The organism is Serratia sp. C2(1), from assembly GCF_036352655.1.
Lineage (GTDB): Bacteria > Pseudomonadota > Gammaproteobacteria > Enterobacterales > Enterobacteriaceae > Serratia > Serratia inhibens.
In genome coordinates this window covers 185,709-202,663 of sequence record NZ_JAZFBA010000006.1, presented here as the reverse complement: position 1 = coordinate 202,663, position 16,955 = coordinate 185,709, and the positions used below count along the sequence as shown (strand labels likewise).

At 53.1% G+C, this 16,955-nt stretch carries 20 protein-coding genes; 17 read left to right on the top strand and 3 right to left on the bottom strand.

Annotated elements, in window-relative coordinates:
* The first annotated feature begins 591 nt into the window (after window positions 1–591).
* The 17 genes from V2S86_RS23585 (at window position 592) to V2S86_RS23510 (ending at window position 14,021) form a co-directional block, all read left to right on the top strand.
* Window positions 592–1,167 carry a fimbrial protein gene (locus tag V2S86_RS23585; RefSeq protein WP_330764376.1) on the top strand — a complete coding sequence of 192 codons (576 nt, stop codon included), beginning with the start codon at window positions 592–594 and terminating at the stop codon, window positions 1,165–1,167.
* Between the two features lie 131 nt (window positions 1,168–1,298).
* Window positions 1,299–1,796 (top strand): fimbrial protein, encoded by a 498-nt coding sequence (locus V2S86_RS23580; protein WP_330764426.1) that lies wholly within the window; start codon window positions 1,299–1,301, stop codon window positions 1,794–1,796.
* A gap of 57 nt (window positions 1,797–1,853) precedes the next feature.
* Window positions 1,854–4,472: an outer membrane usher protein gene (locus tag V2S86_RS23575; protein ID WP_330764375.1), complete on the top strand. Its 2,619-nt coding sequence runs from the start codon at window positions 1,854–1,856 to the stop codon at window positions 4,470–4,472.
* Between the two features lie 13 nt (window positions 4,473–4,485).
* Window positions 4,486–5,247, top strand: a complete 762-nt coding sequence (locus V2S86_RS23570; RefSeq protein ID WP_330764374.1) for a fimbria/pilus periplasmic chaperone — start codon at window positions 4,486–4,488, stop codon at window positions 5,245–5,247.
* A gap of 73 nt (window positions 5,248–5,320) precedes the next feature.
* Window positions 5,321–5,953: a fimbrial protein gene (locus tag V2S86_RS23565; protein WP_442996186.1), complete on the top strand. Its 633-nt coding sequence runs from the start codon at window positions 5,321–5,323 to the stop codon at window positions 5,951–5,953.
* A gap of 8 nt (window positions 5,954–5,961) precedes the next feature.
* Entirely contained in the window at window positions 5,962–6,447 is a 486-nt protein-coding gene (locus V2S86_RS23560; protein ID WP_442996184.1) for a fimbrial protein, read from the top strand.
* Window positions 6,444–6,953, top strand: coding sequence for a fimbrial protein (locus V2S86_RS23555; RefSeq protein WP_330764373.1), 510 nt, complete (start codon window positions 6,444–6,446; stop codon window positions 6,951–6,953). The genes V2S86_RS23560 and V2S86_RS23555 overlap by 4 nt, the downstream gene beginning before the upstream one ends.
* A gap of 11 nt (window positions 6,954–6,964) precedes the next feature.
* Entirely contained in the window at window positions 6,965–7,495 is a 531-nt protein-coding gene (locus tag V2S86_RS23550; RefSeq protein ID WP_330764372.1) for a fimbrial protein, read from the top strand.
* A gap of 11 nt (window positions 7,496–7,506) precedes the next feature.
* A complete protein-coding gene (locus V2S86_RS23545; protein WP_330764371.1) occupies window positions 7,507–8,004 on the top strand; it encodes a fimbrial protein in 498 nt (165 codons plus the stop codon).
* Window positions 8,005–8,019: 15 nt separating this feature from the next.
* Window positions 8,020–8,562, top strand: coding sequence for a fimbrial protein (locus tag V2S86_RS23540; RefSeq protein ID WP_330764370.1), 543 nt, complete (start codon window positions 8,020–8,022; stop codon window positions 8,560–8,562).
* A 576-nt stretch (window positions 8,563–9,138) separates the two neighbouring features.
* Window positions 9,139–9,564, top strand: coding sequence for an MrpH family fimbial adhesin (locus tag V2S86_RS23535; protein ID WP_330764369.1), 426 nt, complete (start codon window positions 9,139–9,141; stop codon window positions 9,562–9,564).
* Window positions 9,565–9,926: 362 nt separating this feature from the next.
* A complete protein-coding gene (locus tag V2S86_RS25505) occupies window positions 9,927–10,535 on the top strand; it encodes a helix-turn-helix transcriptional regulator (protein WP_442996300.1) in 609 nt (202 codons plus the stop codon).
* Between the two features lie 4 nt (window positions 10,536–10,539).
* Window positions 10,540–10,953 (top strand): hypothetical protein, encoded by a 414-nt coding sequence (locus V2S86_RS23530; RefSeq protein ID WP_330764368.1) that lies wholly within the window; start codon window positions 10,540–10,542, stop codon window positions 10,951–10,953.
* Window positions 10,950–12,665 (top strand): FKBP-type peptidyl-prolyl cis-trans isomerase N-terminal domain-containing protein, encoded by a 1,716-nt coding sequence (locus tag V2S86_RS23525; RefSeq protein WP_330764367.1) that lies wholly within the window; start codon window positions 10,950–10,952, stop codon window positions 12,663–12,665. Before V2S86_RS23530 ends, V2S86_RS23525 begins: the two co-directional genes overlap by 4 nt.
* 63 nt (window positions 12,666–12,728) lie before the next feature.
* Window positions 12,729–13,607 carry an alpha/beta hydrolase gene (locus V2S86_RS23520; RefSeq protein WP_330764366.1) on the top strand — a complete coding sequence of 293 codons (879 nt, stop codon included), beginning with the start codon at window positions 12,729–12,731 and terminating at the stop codon, window positions 13,605–13,607.
* The gene (locus V2S86_RS23515; RefSeq protein WP_330764365.1) at window positions 13,604–13,804 is read left to right on the top strand and encodes a hypothetical protein; all 201 of its coding nucleotides are present in this window, start codon (window positions 13,604–13,606) and stop codon (window positions 13,802–13,804) included. The genes V2S86_RS23520 and V2S86_RS23515 overlap by 4 nt, the downstream gene beginning before the upstream one ends.
* Window positions 13,805–13,835: 31 nt before the next feature.
* The gene (locus V2S86_RS23510) at window positions 13,836–14,021 is read left to right on the top strand and encodes a hypothetical protein (protein WP_330764364.1); all 186 of its coding nucleotides are present in this window, start codon (window positions 13,836–13,838) and stop codon (window positions 14,019–14,021) included.
* 131 nt (window positions 14,022–14,152) lie between these two features.
* Here V2S86_RS23510 and V2S86_RS23505 read toward each other — a convergent pair whose 3' ends face one another.
* The 3 genes from V2S86_RS23505 to V2S86_RS23495 all read right to left on the bottom strand — a co-directional run bounded on the left by V2S86_RS23505 (window position 14,153) and on the right by V2S86_RS23495 (window position 16,925).
* Window positions 14,153–14,701: a peptidoglycan DD-metalloendopeptidase family protein gene (locus tag V2S86_RS23505; RefSeq protein ID WP_442995958.1), complete on the bottom strand. Its 549-nt coding sequence runs from the start codon at window positions 14,699–14,701 to the stop codon at window positions 14,153–14,155.
* Between the two features lie 284 nt (window positions 14,702–14,985).
* Window positions 14,986–15,492, bottom strand: coding sequence for a hypothetical protein (locus V2S86_RS23500; protein ID WP_330764363.1), 507 nt, complete (start codon window positions 15,490–15,492; stop codon window positions 14,986–14,988).
* 29 nt (window positions 15,493–15,521) lie between these two features.
* Window positions 15,522–16,925 (bottom strand): NAD(P)/FAD-dependent oxidoreductase, encoded by a 1,404-nt coding sequence (locus tag V2S86_RS23495; RefSeq protein WP_330764362.1) that lies wholly within the window; start codon window positions 16,923–16,925, stop codon window positions 15,522–15,524.
* Window positions 16,926–16,955: the final 30 nt, after the last annotated feature.

Genomic DNA, 16,955 nt, shown 5'->3' with positions numbered 1-16,955 from the left:
AATTTGTTATTAGCTTAAATTCTTAAATTTAGACAAGTGTAAATATTCGGCTTGAGGATATTTTGTGATCAACTTTAATGATAAATATCTTATAAAATGTTATTGGCAGAATAAAAATCTAATTTCATTATTAAAACAGTATAAAGTATAAAATTTTTTTGTGACGGGTTACTATTTCTCTCGTTGTCACGGCGAGCTGCAGAACAACTGAAGTTAACGTGTTGGTGAGCAGGTGGGGCAAAACGTAGGGCGTGAATTTCGAACTGACATAATGCAGGGAACAACATCATGACTATCTATGCTTACGCATTTGTTTACTTTATTGCGCTGTTACCTTTTACCGTAAGCGTTTTTCTTGGGAGCGCGATGCTAAGGAAGCAGTAATTCGGCACCCCACGGGGAACCATTAGTTTTTGCTTAAACGCAGGATCCTTCTTATTAACGAAAGGTTCTTTACTTAATGGTTTTGGCTGGGGGTTAATCGTCAACCGAAGTTGCATAAACACTTATGGAAAAAGGTTATTCAATACACAGCATTTGCCGTGAGAACACATTATCTATCTCAATTGTGAAATAAAGGAATTGTTAACAATGAAACTGAACAAAATCATGATGGCAGCAGTACTGGCTTTTGGCGCAACCTCTATGATGGCAAACGCCGCGGTTAAAGATCAGGGTCACGGCACTGTAACCTTTACCGGTTCCATCATCGATGCGCCTTGTTCTATTACCCCTGAGACGGTTGATCAGATTGTCGATCTGGGCCAGGTTTCTAACGTAGCACTGAAAGACGGCGGTAAATCTACGCCTAAAAACTTCCAAATCAAATTGGAAAACTGTGAGCTGATTACCGAGAAAGAAGGCAAAAACAACACTGTTAGCCTGACCTTCACCGGCGCTTCTTCTGAAGCTAACGACGGCCGCCTGGGCATCACCGGTACTGCGCAGGGCGCCAGCATTGCCATTACTGACGGTGCCGGCACTGTGATTGAACTGGGCAAACCAACCGACGTGCAGGAACTGCAGAACGGTAACAACACCCTGAGCTTCGCGGCTTACCTGCAGGGCGACATGATCAAGGGCGCAGAAGGCTCTGAAGCTACCGGTGCAACTATCGTTCCGGGTACATTCCAGTCTGTGGCGGACTTCACTCTGGCTTACCAGTAAGCCCAGCTATTGGTGTGAGGTGTAACAGCATGCGGGGTAGCCCGCATGCTTTTTACAGGGACAGTCAGGACAAAGGAAAATGTATGAGCAAGGTAATACGGTGCATAGTGGTTCCCTCCCTGTTGACGTTAATGCTGGCCAGTGGATGCAGCCAGGTGGCGAACGCCAGCCAAGGCTGGGGGCGCGTCAACATGGAAGGGGCCATTATTGATACTGCGTGCGCCATTGCCGCAGGTAGCCGCGACCAGACCATTGATATGGATACGGTGCCGGTCAGCCAGATTATTCGGGATGGGCAAGGGCTAACACGTCCGTTCACGGTTGAGCTCATTAACTGTGTGTTGGAGCGGCCGGATAATAAATTACCCGACTGGAAGCATTTTCGGGTGACGTTTGACGGTGATGCGGATGGGAAATTATTTGGTGTTCAGGGGGAGGCTAAAGGCGTAGCGCTGCAAATTGCTGACAGCCTGGGAAATGTTGCTATTCCCGGCGGGCCTCTACCGGTAGGGGATATTACTCCTGGCCGCATGCTAATTAATTATTCAATGAAGTTAGTCAGTAATAATCAACCGCTACGGGCAGGGAATTACTTCTCTACGGTACGCTTTAAAATGGACTATTACTGATTATCGCCAGAGTATTCAATGCCAATAAATATTACTGATAAATAAAGGTCTTCAGACATGTATTTGCCTGCTGGGAAGCTATTTCGCATTCAGGTGCTGGGGTTGTGTGTAACTCTGGCTCTGGGAAACTCCATAACTGTGGTTTATGCCAGTGAAGGCATTCAGTTTAATACCGATGTGCTGGATCTGAATGATCGTAAAAATATTGACCTGAGCCAGTTTTCCCGCAGCGGTTTCATTATGCCGGGCACCTACACCATGGCGGTACATTTAAACAAGCATGATTTGCCGGAGCAGTCGGTGACGTTTTATCCGCCGCCGGACGATCCGAAAGGCAGCCAGGTCTGTCTGTCGCCGGACCTGGTTGAACAGTTGGGGCTGAAGCCGGATGCGGCAAAACAGTTGGCCTGGTGGAACGACGGCGGCTGCCTCGAGTTGACCAGCCTGGAAGGCATGGAAGCGCGCGGCGATCTGGGGACTTCCTCACTTTATCTGAGCGTGCCGCAGGCCTATCTGGAATACACCTCGGATGACTGGGATCCGCCGTCGCGTTGGGACGAAGGGATACCGGGGTTGCTGTTTGATTACAGCGTCAACGCCCAAACTACCCATCAGCAAAAAAGTGGGTCGAAAGGGTACAACGTCAGCGGTAATGGCACCGCCGGTGGCAACTTGGGTGCCTGGCGCCTGCGGGCAGACTGGCAGGCTCAACTGAATCACGAAACCGGCAGCGGCCAGGCAACGGACAAAAAGCTGGACTGGAGCCGTTATTACGCCTACCGCGCCCTGCCGGCATTGCGTTCCAAGTTGACGCTGGGCGAGGACTACCTGGATTCCGGGATATTTGACAGCTTCCGCTTTACCGGGGCAAGCCTGCGGTCGGACGACAACATGCTGCCGCCTAATTTACGGGGTTATGCGCCGGAAGTGGTGGGGATAGCCAGGACCAACGCCAAAGTGGTGATTAGCCAACAGGGGCGGGTGTTGTACGAAACGCAGGTAGCCTCGGGTCCGTTCCGTATTCAGGACATTAACGATGCGGTATCCGGCCAATTGGATGTGCGGGTGGAAGAGCAGGACGGCAGCGTGCAGGAGTTCACCATGAACACCGCCAGCATCCCGTACCTGACCCGACCAGGTTCTGTGCGCTACAAGTTTGCCACCGGTAAACCGTCCGATATGGAGCACCATGCCCGTGGCCCACTATTTGCAACCGGTGAGTTCTCTTGGGGGGTCAGCAACGGCTGGTCGTTGTACGGCGGCGGCATTGGCGGCGGCGATTACAACGCGCTGTCGTTGGGGATCGGCCGTGACCTGATGGTGCTGGGCGCATTGTCCTTTGACGCCACCCAATCGCGCGCGCGGTTGCCGGAAGAAGGGACGCTGAGCGGCGGCTCATATCGCCTGAGCTATTCGAAAAGCTTTGATGAGTATGACAGCCAGGTGACCTTCGCCGGTTACCGCTTCTCCCAGGAAGATTTCATGAGCATGGGGGAGTATCTGGACGCGCGCTACAACGGCGGTCGGGTGGGCAACAACAAGGAGATGTACACCATCACCTTTAACAAGCAGTTCCGGGATCTGGGGCTCAGCACGTACCTGAACTACAGCCATCAGACCTACTGGGACCGCCCGGCCAACGATCGTTACAACCTGACGCTGTCGCGTTATTTCGACATCGGCAAGTTCAAGAACCTGAGCATGTCGCTGTCGGCGTACCGCAACAAATACAACGAGACCAACGATGACGGCATGTATCTGTCGCTGTCGATGCCATGGGGCAACGGGGCGACCCTCAGCTACAACACCACGGTGAACCGGAACGACAACACCCACCGGGCGAGTTATTACGACCGGATCGATGAACACAGTTCTTATCAGTTGGCTGCCGGTACCTCACGCAGCGGCGCTAACCTGAGTGGCTATATGAACCACGATGGTGATGTGGCCCGCGTCACCGCCAACGCCAGCTATCAGGAAGGGCGTTACAGCGCCTTCGCGATGTCGGCGCAGGGGGGGATGACAATGACGGCAGAAGGCGGCGCACTGCACCGCGCCGGCATGATGGGGGGTACCCGTCTGCTGCTGGATACCGGCGATGTGGCGGATGTGCCGGTGCGCGGTTATGGCAGCACTTCGAAAACCAACGCCTGGGGCAAGGCGGTGGTGGCGGATGTGAACAGCTACTACCGCAACAAGGCCAGCATTGATTTGAACAAGCTGGGTGACAACGCCGAGGCCACCAAGTCTGTGGTCCAGGCAACGTTAACGGAAGGGGCAATTGGTTACCGCCAGTTTGACGTGATTTCCGGCGAAAAAGCCATGGCGGTAATCAAACTGGCGGACGGCAGTACGCCGCCGTTTGGCGCTACGGTGCTGAACAAGAAGAAGCAAGAAACCGGGATCGTCAATGATGGCGGCAGTGTGTACCTGAGCGGCATTAAGGCCGGCGAAGCGATGCAGGTGCACTGGAATGGCGCAGCGCAGTGTGAAGTGAGTTTGCCAGGCAGCCTGCCGGCTAACGTGCTCGACAATCTGCTGCTGCCTTGCCACCCAATGGCCGGTGGACATGACGTCAGGGATGATAAGAAACAGGACACGACCAGCAATAACGGGCAAACGGCACTTTTGCCGATGCCGGAGCTGGTGGTGACAGACACCTTATTAGATGAATGATGAGTAATTATCCATGAAGCTGAATAACACATTAAAGACGACAACACTGACAGGTGCCTTATTGTGCGCCCTGATTGCCCAGCAGGCCAACGCGGCGATTGCTCTGGACCGCACCCGGGTCATTTTCGATGGCGGCAACAGCTCCGTTAGCCTCAACGTCAGCAATCAGAACAAGCAATTGCCGTATCTGGCGCAGGGCTGGATTGAGGATGAGAAGGGTACCAAGATCCAGAGCCCGTTGACGGTGTTGCCGCCGGTACAGCGTATCGAGCCGGGCAAGCCAAGCCAGGTGAAAATCCAGGCGCTGCCGGCGGCCAAGCAATTACCGCAAGATCGCGAGTCGGTGTTCTATTTCAATCTGCGCGAGATCCCGCCGAAGAGCGACAAACCGAACACCCTGCAGATAGCGCTGCAAACGCGCATCAAACTGTTCTACCGCCCAGCCGGGATTATGCCGACCAAGGCTGACATGGCGACGCCGTGGCAGGAGCAACTGACGCTGACCAAGCAGGGAAACAGCTACCAGGTGAACAACCCGACGCCGTATTACGTGACCATTGTGGACGCCACCACCAAGAAAGACGGTAAAGGTCTGGATGGGTTCGAGCCCTTCATGGTGCCGCCGAAGGGCCAGGCACCGTTGAAGGCCAGTGCTGCCAGCCTGGGCAACACCCCGGTGCTGACCTACATCAACGACTACGGCGGCCGCCCACAGTTGACCTTCAACTGCAGCGGGAGTAGCTGTCAGGTAGTGCCGGACAAGAGCAAGTCATAACCGTTTGCGGATCCGCCGTACGGAAGGGGCGGAGGTAAAAACGTACATGTCAGGTAAGAAAGAGACCGCACAGATGAAAAGCATGATGACCGCCAGCGACTGGCGATATTACGGAACGGCCGGGTTGCTGGCGCTGATGGTACCGCTGAGCCTGGGAGTGATGGCCATGCTGGTGCCGCCGGTTAAAGCGATGGACAACTGGAACGTGGATGGCGCCAACGGCGTGCTCTATGTGCGCGGTGCCCTGACGGAAAGCGCCTGCCGGCTGGAGATGACGTCCGCCTATCAGGATGTGTGGCTGGGCGAGATTGGCACCGGGCGCTTGCCGGAGGTAGGTAGCCAGGGGGAACCGGTCTCTTTCCAGTTGCGGCTGAAAGATTGTCATCAGGCCACCGCCAGCAACCGGGATGCGCGCACTGGGGCGATGGCCTGGAGCGACAAGCAACCGGCGGTCAGCGTGAGCTTTAACGCCACGACGGACATGAACAACCCACAATTGGTGATGGCTCATGGGGTTAGCGGTATGGCGCTGCGCCTGAACGACATGGCCGGCCACGATGTGAGGCTGGGTGACCGCGGCCAGCCACTGTTGCTGACGCCGGGCCAGGATGCGTTGACCTATACCGTGCGCCCGGAACGAACCCGGGCACCGCTGCAGGCGGGCGCTTATCGGGCTCAGGTTGATTTTAAACTGAATTACGACTGAGGCGGGCCATGATGCGAGTTCTCTTAAAGCCGGTCTGGGTTGGCGCAATCAGTCTGGCCAGTTTAGCGGCGCAGGCGTTTACCCCGGTGTACATCACCGGCACTATAATCGCGCCTCTGCCTTGTGTGATCAACGGCGACCGGACTATTGATGTGGATTTTGGCAATGAGATGCTCACGACCAAAATTGACGGCAGCAATTACATCATGCCGGTGGATTACAGCCTGGAGTGCAAGAACAACACCCGCAATGCGATGAAAATGAAAATCCAGGGCAACGCCACCGCCTTTGACCGCAGTGCGTTACAAACCAACATGGCGGATTTGGGGATTGCCCTGAAGGCCAACGGCAGTGCGCTGACGGTCAATAATTGGGTGAATTTCACCTACCCGGACAAGCCGGCGTTGCAGGCCGTGCCGGTGAAGCGTGCAGGCAGCACGTTGAAGGGCGGGGATTTTGCGGCGACGGCCACGTTGATGGTGGATTATCAATGAACAATAACAAGGTGATAATGCCGTGTGCGGCATTGCTGGCAACGTTATTGGCTGGGGGGCTGCACAGCCCGGAGGTACAGGCCGATAATATGAATTTCCGGGGGCGATTAATAGAGCAGCAACCTTGCAGTGTTAACGGTGGCGAAAATTTACAGGTGGATTTTGGTGAGGTGATTATTTCTGAAATTAATGGGGATAATTATAAAAAATATATCGCCATCCCATTTAATTGTGAGGATAAATGGCCGAAAGTCACAGTGAAGCATTTAGGGTTGGCTACGAGTTTTGATAAAGCTGCGGTCCAAACTAATATACCAGATTTTGGTATTCGGTTAATAGATGTTAGAGATCGACTACTTCCCGTTAATGGCGATGCGTTGATTGTTTTTGATGGAGGCAAACCGATAAATTATAGTTTATGGGCCGTTCCGGTGAAAAAAAATGGCTCCGAGCTTCCTGTGGGGGATTTTCGTGGGGTGTCAACGCTTCAATTTGAATATCCCTAGGAGGATAAACGATGGGGTTTAAAAATCATTTATCCACCACGGGTAAGTTGCTCGCCTACGGATTGTTATCTGTGGTTGGTCATGTTTCTGCTGCTTCCAATATTGATCTGGAGTATTCCGGTCGTTTAATCAAAGAGCCGCCTTGCACCCTTAATCAGAACCAATCGCAGGAAGTTGATTTCGGGGAGATATTAACCAACCGCATCTACCCGCCAGGTCAATATCCTGACAGGGGAATTGTGAAAATGGTTCCGATAAAACTGGAATGTAAAACAGAGAGGCCCGCCATCCTCTGGACAGTGAGTGGCTCACCTGCGGCCTTTGATGCTTCTGCGGTGCAAACCAACATCAATGACATGGGGATACGAATTGTGATTACCTCACCGACGACGGGGGAGCTTCCGGTAGAGCTAAATAAACCGATACGGGTGGAAGAAAATGTGGGGACGGGTTTTTTTGCGTTTCCTGTGAAACGCTCCGGTTCTACATTGCCTGATGGGCATTTTGAGGCAACGGCGACATTCAGGATCGATTTTCCCTAGGAGAAAGAAAAATGGCCAGAACTCATTGGGTATGTTCCTGTCTGTTTGCCGGGGGGGTGGTGTTTAGTTTGCAGATTTTGGCAGACAGTGATGTGCGTTTTTTTGGCACGTTACTCAGCAACCCTCCCTGCACCATCAACGGCGGCCAGCCGATAGAGATTGATTTTGGCGAGGTGGGGGTCAACAAGGTGGATGGCCAAAATTACGCCCAGCCGTTCAGAGTCATTTACGAATGCGAAGGCGTGAGTACCGACAAGGTGTTGCGCTATCTGGGGGCTGCCACTGCGTTCGACAAGGCGGCGGTGCAGAGCAATATCCCGGAGTTTGGCATTCGGCTGCAGCATCAAAAGGATGGGATTACCGCCCCGTTTGACGTCGGCAGCACGCTGGCGATCCCCTCTTATCTGGGGGCCTCGGATTTTATCGCCACCCCGGTGAAAAAGACCGGCGTCGAGCTGCAGGAAGGGGCTTTTGCGGCTGCGGCAACCTTGCAACTTGAATACCCGTAGAAAAAAGGGAAGAGCATGAACAAAGCGATGTGCACCCTGTTAATTGGCCTGAACCTGGGCGGTTTGCTGAATACGGCGCTGGCCGCCGCCACCCCGGACGTCAGCGTGCTGTACCGCGGCAATCTGGTGGCGGAGCCCTGCACTCTGTTGCCGGAGGATGAAAACATCCTGTTGGATTTTGGCACGGTGATAGACAAATACCTGTACCTGAACGGCCGTACCAACGGAAAAGCGTTTCAGCTGCATCTGATTGATTGTGACATCAGTCTGGGCAAGACCCTGAAGATGACCTTCAACGGCCCGGAAAGCGCCGTACTCCCCGGCTTGCTAGCACTGGACGGCGGCAGCCAGGCCACCGGGGTGGCCATCGGCATGGAAACGGCGGAGGGGCAATTGCTGCCGCTGAATAAACAAACCGGTGCCTATCCGCTCACCGATGGCAACAACGTAATTAGCCTGCAAGCTTATGTGCGCGGTGAACCGGAAGCGATAAAGAACAAGGCCATTGGTCGTGGGGCCTTTACCGCCATTGCTACCTTTGTGTTGGACTATGAGTGAAAGTATTGGGCTGCAATGGCAGCAGGCGTATGAAGCGTCATAGAAAATTTGAGCAAATAACATGCTGAAAGCTGTGCCGGAGCATACGGCCAATCAGTTCTCAAGCGTTGTGGTCAGGAAGGCTAATGTTGCCGCCTACGATAAGACAGGAGACTATATATGGCACTAAAAATATACTATGGAGTGGCTCTTACAGGTCGAGGAGCTTGCTTTACTCTCTTCCTCATTGTCTTGTGTGTGGCGAGTGGTGCCCATGCTGGTCGTATGGAGGTTCATGAACATGTGCGCGGTAACGGACAGTGGCGCGCTGAATATACGATCCACGACTGGGATCCCAATGATACGACACCCAATCCTTGCTACGGTCGGTCGATCTGCCGCGTCGGACCAGCTATACAGACAGATCGAGGGGTGAGCTGGCCCATTTCGTGGACTATTAGCGACTCCCTTTATCAACCAGTGACGACCAACGCAAAGACCTTAGGGGAATTAGCGCAGGCATGGACAGCCAAATACCCACTTTCCGGTACTGTGAAATCCCAGAGTAGTTTGCCGTATGTTTCAATGTGTAGTGCTGTGGCTTACAGCACCACCAGTGTAACTAACTCACAACCTCTCCCGGGGTGGGACTGCTTATACCTTCCACCGACTGATGTAAAATGCGAAATTGGTGGTCCTTACTATCTTGCTTACGGAGCCCTATCTATCGACGAACTTGAAGGGATGACAGCCGAAACTACTATACATGTAACCTGCACTGGAAGCGGGGCAACCGTCAGAATTAAGGCAGTCGGTGATGCGGGGGCAGATGTTAAGTTACGGATGGATGGTAGCCTATATGGATCTCTTTTGGTGAATGGGCAAACCGGGAGTACTGGCGCTATCCTGAATGCTGCTGGAGGCCTAAGTTTTGTAAATCTTATGTCAAAATTAAAAACTAGCGGCAGTGTTGCTGAGGGAGAGTTTAGTGGAACAGGGATTATTACCCTTGATTATCTATAAATTATGATTGACCTTGCATAAATATTAAATAAGCATGGTAATGCAGTAAATGATTTAAAAATACCAAGCAGGAAATAGTGGGTGCTTTACTATGGAATATAAACACCATCTTGATTGTTTTTAGAGGGTTTGATACGTCATTAGATTAAGTAAACTAGATTTTCTTGCCATGAATATACTCCCGATTGTCTCGATGACAGGGAGTGTTATGAAATGGGTTTTCGTCATTGATATATACTCATGTTGTGGTGAGTTAGTGTGTGGCACATAGAACGTTTTCATATCGTAATGAGATATGCATAATAAAGAAGTTATTGTTTCTAGCCTAATAGACTGAGTGTCAATAACTAGAGTGAAATACTATGAGGTTTAAAAATGTCCTGAAAATAGGAATTTTCGACCAGGATCTATTTTTTTGTAATGGGCTAATGCTCTCACTATCCGCCTACTTTTTACACGCTGGTATAGATGTGGAGTTTGTTGTCTCGCATGGATGCGCAGATCTTATTTTTGAATCGGACTATAATATGGCAACCTCATGCTATAGTCATTCTCTGGAGAATAATATAAGAAGGGAGTATCCGATTATATTTTTAATTTGCGAATGTCATAGTGGGATTCGTAGGGAAATGAATTATTCAAAAGATAGGTGCGTAATATATCGTAATGACTCAGTGGTGAATGTGGTGATGAAGGTTACCTATGTCCTTGATTTTTTATTGTCAGGGTGGGAGTCTCCATTGGAACGTTATTATTCGGGTGGGTATGGTAATTTAACTGAGCAGGAAACGAACGTGATTCGTTTAATAGGGCGAGGTTTTTCACCTTCACAGATTGCCAAAATATTGGGTATCAACCCTAAAACGGTCAGTAGTCATAAATGCACCGTGATGCGCAAACTGCATTTAACCCGGAATAATGAACTGTACCACTGGCTGCGGCAACGTGGGCTAATACACATAGCGAGATAATATCATGAGTACTTCTTTCGTTCGGCGCCTGCCTATTGGTGGGCTGACATTGCTCGCCCTGAGTTTACTGCTCAGCGGGTGCGAGGCACCGCGTAAATCGGCAGTGACTCCGTCGTCGTCCCCGGCTGCGGAAGAGGGGTCTACACCGGCCGAGCGTGAGGCTGAACGGATGGCGCAATGCCAGCAGGAGCTGGAGGCGCTGAAAAACATCAACAGCAAGCAGCACACCGAATATCAGGCGGAATTTTCTCGGCTGATGAGCGGCGCTGCACAGTACGCCGGGTTGCGCGCCAGGGTCAATAGCACTGCGCAGGATACGGTCGATGCGTTGTATCGCTACAAAGTCACCCGCCTGTGCGCGCAGGTGAGCCAGGCAGTACTGAATGGCTTGGCTGACCGTGGGGAACAGCAAAAATGACCCGTCGTTACCGCCTGTTGGCGGGTGTGTTGCTGCCGTTGCTGTGGGGTACCGAGCGCGTTCAGGCCGATGAAGGCGTTCCGGCCCTGCTGCAGTTCGCCGAACAGTATCGCGATACGCAACCGGCCGATGCACAGGCAAAGCCGGCAGAAGCGCCGGCCCGCGCCACACCGCCGAAAACCGCCAGGCCGGCAACGGCACCCGCCACGCTGTCGGACAGCCCGACCCTGCGCCGCGCGCTGAAAGAGCGCGATGCGCAGCTGGCCAAACAACAAGCGCTGCTGCAGCGTCAGGCAAAGGAACTGGTCAGGCTGCGCCAGTCGCTGGCGGCAGAAACCGCGCGTCATCAACAGGCGGCGTCGGAGCAGAAGCCCGCCAACTGGGCGCCGTTGCAAAAGCTGGTCAGCGGGTTGCGTCAGGCGGCATCCGGAAGGCCGGATGAACAGCGCGCCACCGCCCTGATAACCGAGGCTCGGGCGAGCGCCGAGCGTGAGCGCGTTGCCGTGCAAGAAGCGCACGGCCAGGTGAAGGCATTGAAAGGGCAGATCAACGACTTGAAACGCCGGTTGCAGGCGGGCGACGCGGAAAAAACCGACGAGCTGCGGGCGCAGCAGGCGCTAACGACGCAGCAGCAGGCGTTGACGCAGCAACTCGAGAAGAAGGCGGCAGCCCTGGTACAGGCACAACGGCAACTGACGGCGGCGCAAGCGCAGCAGGATGCGCTCAGGGCGGAGCTCAAGGCGTTGCAGACAGAGCAGAAAGATAAACGCACGGCGCTCACGGCCCGCCAGGAAAAAGAGACGGCGGCACTGGCCGCACAGCTGGCCACCAACGAGCGGCAACGGGCGGCGCTGGAGAAAAAAACGCAAGACCTGCAGCTGGTTATCGAACAAAAAGAGGCCACGCTGTCGGCCTTGCAGCAGGAAAATACCACGCTGCAACAACAGCAGGTCGCGCTGATCGAGCAGGCCGGCAAGGCCGAAGCCGATCTGGCCAAACAGGCGCAGACCCTGCATCAGGTGCAGTCGGACGTGGAGGTGTTGCAGGCGCGGGCGAAGTGGCTGGCGAAACCGGAGACGCTGAGCAAACCGGCAGGGCAGCAGGCCTACGCCGCCGGCGGCGCGCTGGGGCGCGACATCCTGACGATGCTTAACGAGCGTAAAGCGTGGGGGGTGGACACCGATCAGCAGACGGTTCTGGCCGGGGTGGTAGATGCCTTCGCCGGGCAGTACCAGCTGACTACCGACGTGCTGACCCGGGCGCTGGCGGACTCGGAGGCGGCGGTGAATGCCGCCCGCACGAAAGCGGCCGCGGCACAGCATAAAAAGGGCGAAACCTTTGTTGCGAACTTCAAAAAGCAAAAAGGGGTGAAACAGTCCCCGGCGGGGTTCTGGTACCGGGTGGATTATGCCGGCGACGCGCCGCTGCGCGACACCGACATGGTGGATGTGGTGGTCAAGGAAACGCTGACGGACGGCACGGTCATTCAGGACATGTCACTGAGCGGCAACGTGCTTTCCCAGCCGCTCAATGCCTATCCGCCCTTGTTCCGCGAGGCCATCGGCCATCTGAAAAGCCACGGTTCGCTGACCATGGTGGTGCCGCCGGCGCTGGCCTACGGCGATGACGGATATCCGCCGAAGGTGCCGCCGAACGCCACCATGGTGTATGAGCTCAGGATAGACAACAGCAAAGCGGCGCCGGGAACCTAAGGCGCTTAACCGGTCGCCGGGTGAGCCCGGGTGACAGCGACCCAGGGAGGGGCGGATATGTGTATGACCGTAAGTAACGTGGCATTGCCTTTTTTGAACGACGTGCTGGCTCTGCGGGTGTACACCCGCACGGAGGAGACGGTGGCGCGCTGCCCGGCGCCGGTGATTGTATTGTGCCACGGCTTTGGCGGGGTGCAGGGGATGGTGTTGCCGGAGGTGGCGCAGGCCTTTGCCCGGGAAGGATTTGTGGTGGTGACCTTTGACTACCGGGGGTTTGGGGACAGTGGCGGTGAGCGTGGGCGCCTGACGCCGGCACGCCAGCAGGAAGACATTCGGGTGGTGCTGCGTTGGGTGCAGAGCAACCCGGCCCTCGATGAGCGACGCGTCGGGCTGTGGGGAACCGGGTTAGGGGGTGGGCATGCGTTATGCGTGGCACACCGTAATGTGCTGGTGCGCTGCGTGGTCAGCCAGATGCCGGTATTGAACGGTGAGGCGTTGATCACACGCGGTATGTCGCTCGCCGATCGCGAGACCTTTTTACAGGGGCTGGAAGAGCGAGCCGTGCGCCGGCGCATCGATGAGAAGGAGTTGTGGGTGCCGGTCAACCGGCTGATACAGGACCGGGCCTCGCTGCAGTTTTTTCAACAGCAACGTCGTGCCTGCCCCTCCCTGGCTCATCGGATGCCTTACCTGACGCTGCATGAGCTGCGTTATTTCCAGGTGCGCCCTTTTGCCCGGGCGGTGGTACAGCCCACGCTGATGGTGCTCGCCGAACAGGATCACCTGACGCCCCTTGCCGAGGTTCGCGAGGTGTATGACGCGCTGGCAGGGGTCAAGTCGCTGTTCACGGTGTCAGGCGCCCGGCATTACGATCTGTATCGTTCACCCTGGCGTGATGAAGCGCTGTTGGTGCAACTGGCTTGGTTTCAGGCGCACTTATGAACCTCCGGGAAGTGGTGCGCCTTGCGCCGCAGCTGGTGGTGTTGCCTGCGCGGAAAAACGTACCGCTGGATAACTATTACCTGATGTCCGGTGAAGAAAAGAGGGTGAAGGTCGAAGGCAAACCCACGGCAGTAGAAATCATGCCGCTGAGCCGCTATGGCTTTAAGCAAGATAACGTGACGCTGCCGGTCAAATAAGGCTGAAAGTACCAAGGCAAGGAGTGACGAGATGTTAAGACAGCAAATGTTGGCTCAGAAAGCGCATGAACTGGCGCTGCATTATCTGGCGGCTTATGGCGAGCCAGGCACGCCTGAAGCGTTTTTGGTAAAGGTTCAGCAGATGGAAGCGGTATTCTTGAAGGCGTTAAACAAGGCGCATAAAAGCCCGATGCCGCCTGACGCGGCGGAAAAGTGATAACGCACGCATCTAAAGAACATTTTTGATGCGTTGTTGCAGCAATAACACCCGTCATGAGTGACTTTGATCCAAAGCAACAACCGTCAACCGGTGATAGGTTGACGGTTTTTTATTGGCTGGGAGCAGACTTATTGGAATGTTTTTTTATCGGCGTTCTTTATTGGGTTAAGAAATTTTGCCGGCAAGTAAGGGATGGGATCAACCGCTGGCCCTTTATAGCGTATTTCGAAGTGCAGACGCGTTGAAACTGCATCGCTGCTTCCCATCGTGGCTATTTGTTGGCCCGCCTGCACTTCTTGTTGCTCATGCACCAGAAGCGTGTCGTTATGCGCGTACGCGCTCAGCAGCTCATCATTGTGTTTAATGACAATCAATTTGCCATAGCCGCGCAACGTATCCCCCGCATACACTACCGTGCCTTTGGCTGCGGCAATGATGGGCTGGCCTGTTTTGCCTTGTATATCAATGCCCTTGTTGGCATTTTTTTCGTCTGAAAACGAAGAGATAAGAGGACCTTCTGCCGGCCAGAACTGGAAGGTCACCGGGGTAAGATCGGGCGTGGTGGATTGCGTTTCACTTGGCGGGGGATTGGTGGAGGTACACGCCGCCAGCGAAAGGCTGCATAAAGCACCCAGCAGGTATTTTTTAGATAAAGATATTCTAGGTTTAAGTTCCATTTAGCAAAGCTCTCTTTAACGATTATTGTGGAATAGCCATAATAAAATGGCTCCGGGAGCATCTCGTTATGGGATATATAAGTCAATGTCCTTTTAAATCAGAGTGTAATTAGTCATTTCCTGAGTAAAGTTATGTCATTTTTTCTTTCTGCAGGCGTTAATGCAACTTAAATATGATTAATAACGGTTTGGTCTGGTGATTTTTTATATCTTTACCAACGGGCAGGTAGAAAGGTTACATCCTCAGCCAGTGAGCGAAAATGACGTTAATAAAGAGGGTGATGTTACCCAATGACGCTGTCTGGCTCCTCTTTAGGGACAAGATGCCAGTGCATCATAACGTAGCCCATCTCAATAACTTCGTACGGTGGGCTAATCATGACTCTTTTTTGGTCATCGTTTAAACTGTCTGCCGGGACATGCGCTAAATACTTATCCAGATATTTCAAGCTATTTATTATATAGCGCCCGTCGGGACGATCAATGATGCGCCACAGCTGTCTTCTCTCACCGTCAAACCGAGGTTCCAATACAACCGACTGCCAGTGCGAATGGCTTTCATATGTGGTAAGGCAATACTCGCCGTCAATATTACCTGCGGCAAGAAGGTAATAGGTGCCCGTATTTCTATACTCTTCAAGGCGCCAATAGGCGCGATCCTGGCCGTTTTCTAAAACTAATGTATTTCCATTGATGTTGTCCAGCCGATGCGACAGTGACATGATCCCCTCCACATCGGCAGTATTAAATAATCTGATTTCAACAGGGTAATCGATTAATGACCTCATCATAAAGACCTCTAAAAAGGGTGCTGCGACGTTTAAAACGAAATGAGCTTGCCTGGCACGATGGCATTGCCTATCTGCAAAATAGTTTTTGCCATCGGTATCACCACCGGCGATAACTGACGCCCAAGGAGGATCCCAGCATGTTCAATGGCCATTAGCATTTCAAAGTCTTTATTGCTCTTTGTAATGTCATCGCTAATCGCTTTCCCGATCCTTACCGTTTGAGCTATGCCATGACCACTCCAGCCGTGCACCAGGTAATGTGAATTTTTATTCCCAAACTTACGGCAATCTGTAGCGCCATTCAGCGTGAAATCGGTGCTACCGCTCCATACGCTTTCAAACGTCAGCCCCTTGCATTGAGGAAATACGGTGTGTAGCCGCTCGCCAAGATAGCTAATGGCCTCTTCTGGCTGCCATCGATGTCCTGTTCCCTGACCACCGAAAAGTATTCTGTTCTTTCTTACCGCACGATAATAATCAACTTGCAGTTGGGTATCATATACTGCATATCCGCCCGGCAGTATGGTGTCGATATCACTGCCTAATGGTTCCGTTACGCCAATATAAGAATAGAAGGGGATGGTGGTTTTTCCTGCCTCCGGGAATAAACGAAAGGTGTGATTATGCACTGCAATGACAACGGCTTTTTGTGCCAGAACATTGCCTTTTTTGGTCTGCACCAAGGTGCCTTTGGATGTCTCTGTCAAGCCTATAACCTCACTGTTCTCATACACTCTTCCTCCTTGAGTAGAAATCCCAAAACACATCCCCCGATTTAAGGCCAGAGGATGTATTTGCCCACCTGACGTATCCAGTACACCGCCATGATAAAGCGGGCTGTTGACTAAAGAACGGATCATATGTCGACCAAGAATGAAGGCACTCCGGTCGCCCAGGTAGTGACGAGCGTCAACGCTTTCGGTCAAAGAGGAGAGGTGGCCAGGATGGATCGCTGCAGTTAAATGTCCCGAAGAATAGTCGGTATCAAATGCATATTTGGCGCTAATCTCTTCAATCAGATCTATCGCTTCATGGGAAGTGAAGTTCCATAATCGTCTGGCTTCCTCATAGACCAGATTGTCGATCATGGTTTCAGCCTCCCAGCGCGCTAAACCCGGTGTCAATTGGCCGCCATTTCGCCCTGAGGCGGATGAACCTATGCTGTTTTTTTCGAGTAATACCGTTTCCAACCCTGCTTCAGAAAGATGCAATGCGCTGGATGTACCTAACAATCCGCCGCCGACCACAACGACATCACAAACCTCGTCATGTTCCAACGAACCCAGTTTTTCCCATGGGGATAGTGATGCTTCATAATAGTTGGCCGGTTCGTTAGCGGTATCGCTATTACCAGATAACCAACTCCAATCATGCGTCCTGTAGAGGTTTGAACTCCCGAAGCTGGCATCCTGCAATAATTGTGGCTTCTTCATAGGTACCTCTAAATTAACGAGTGAGTGTGG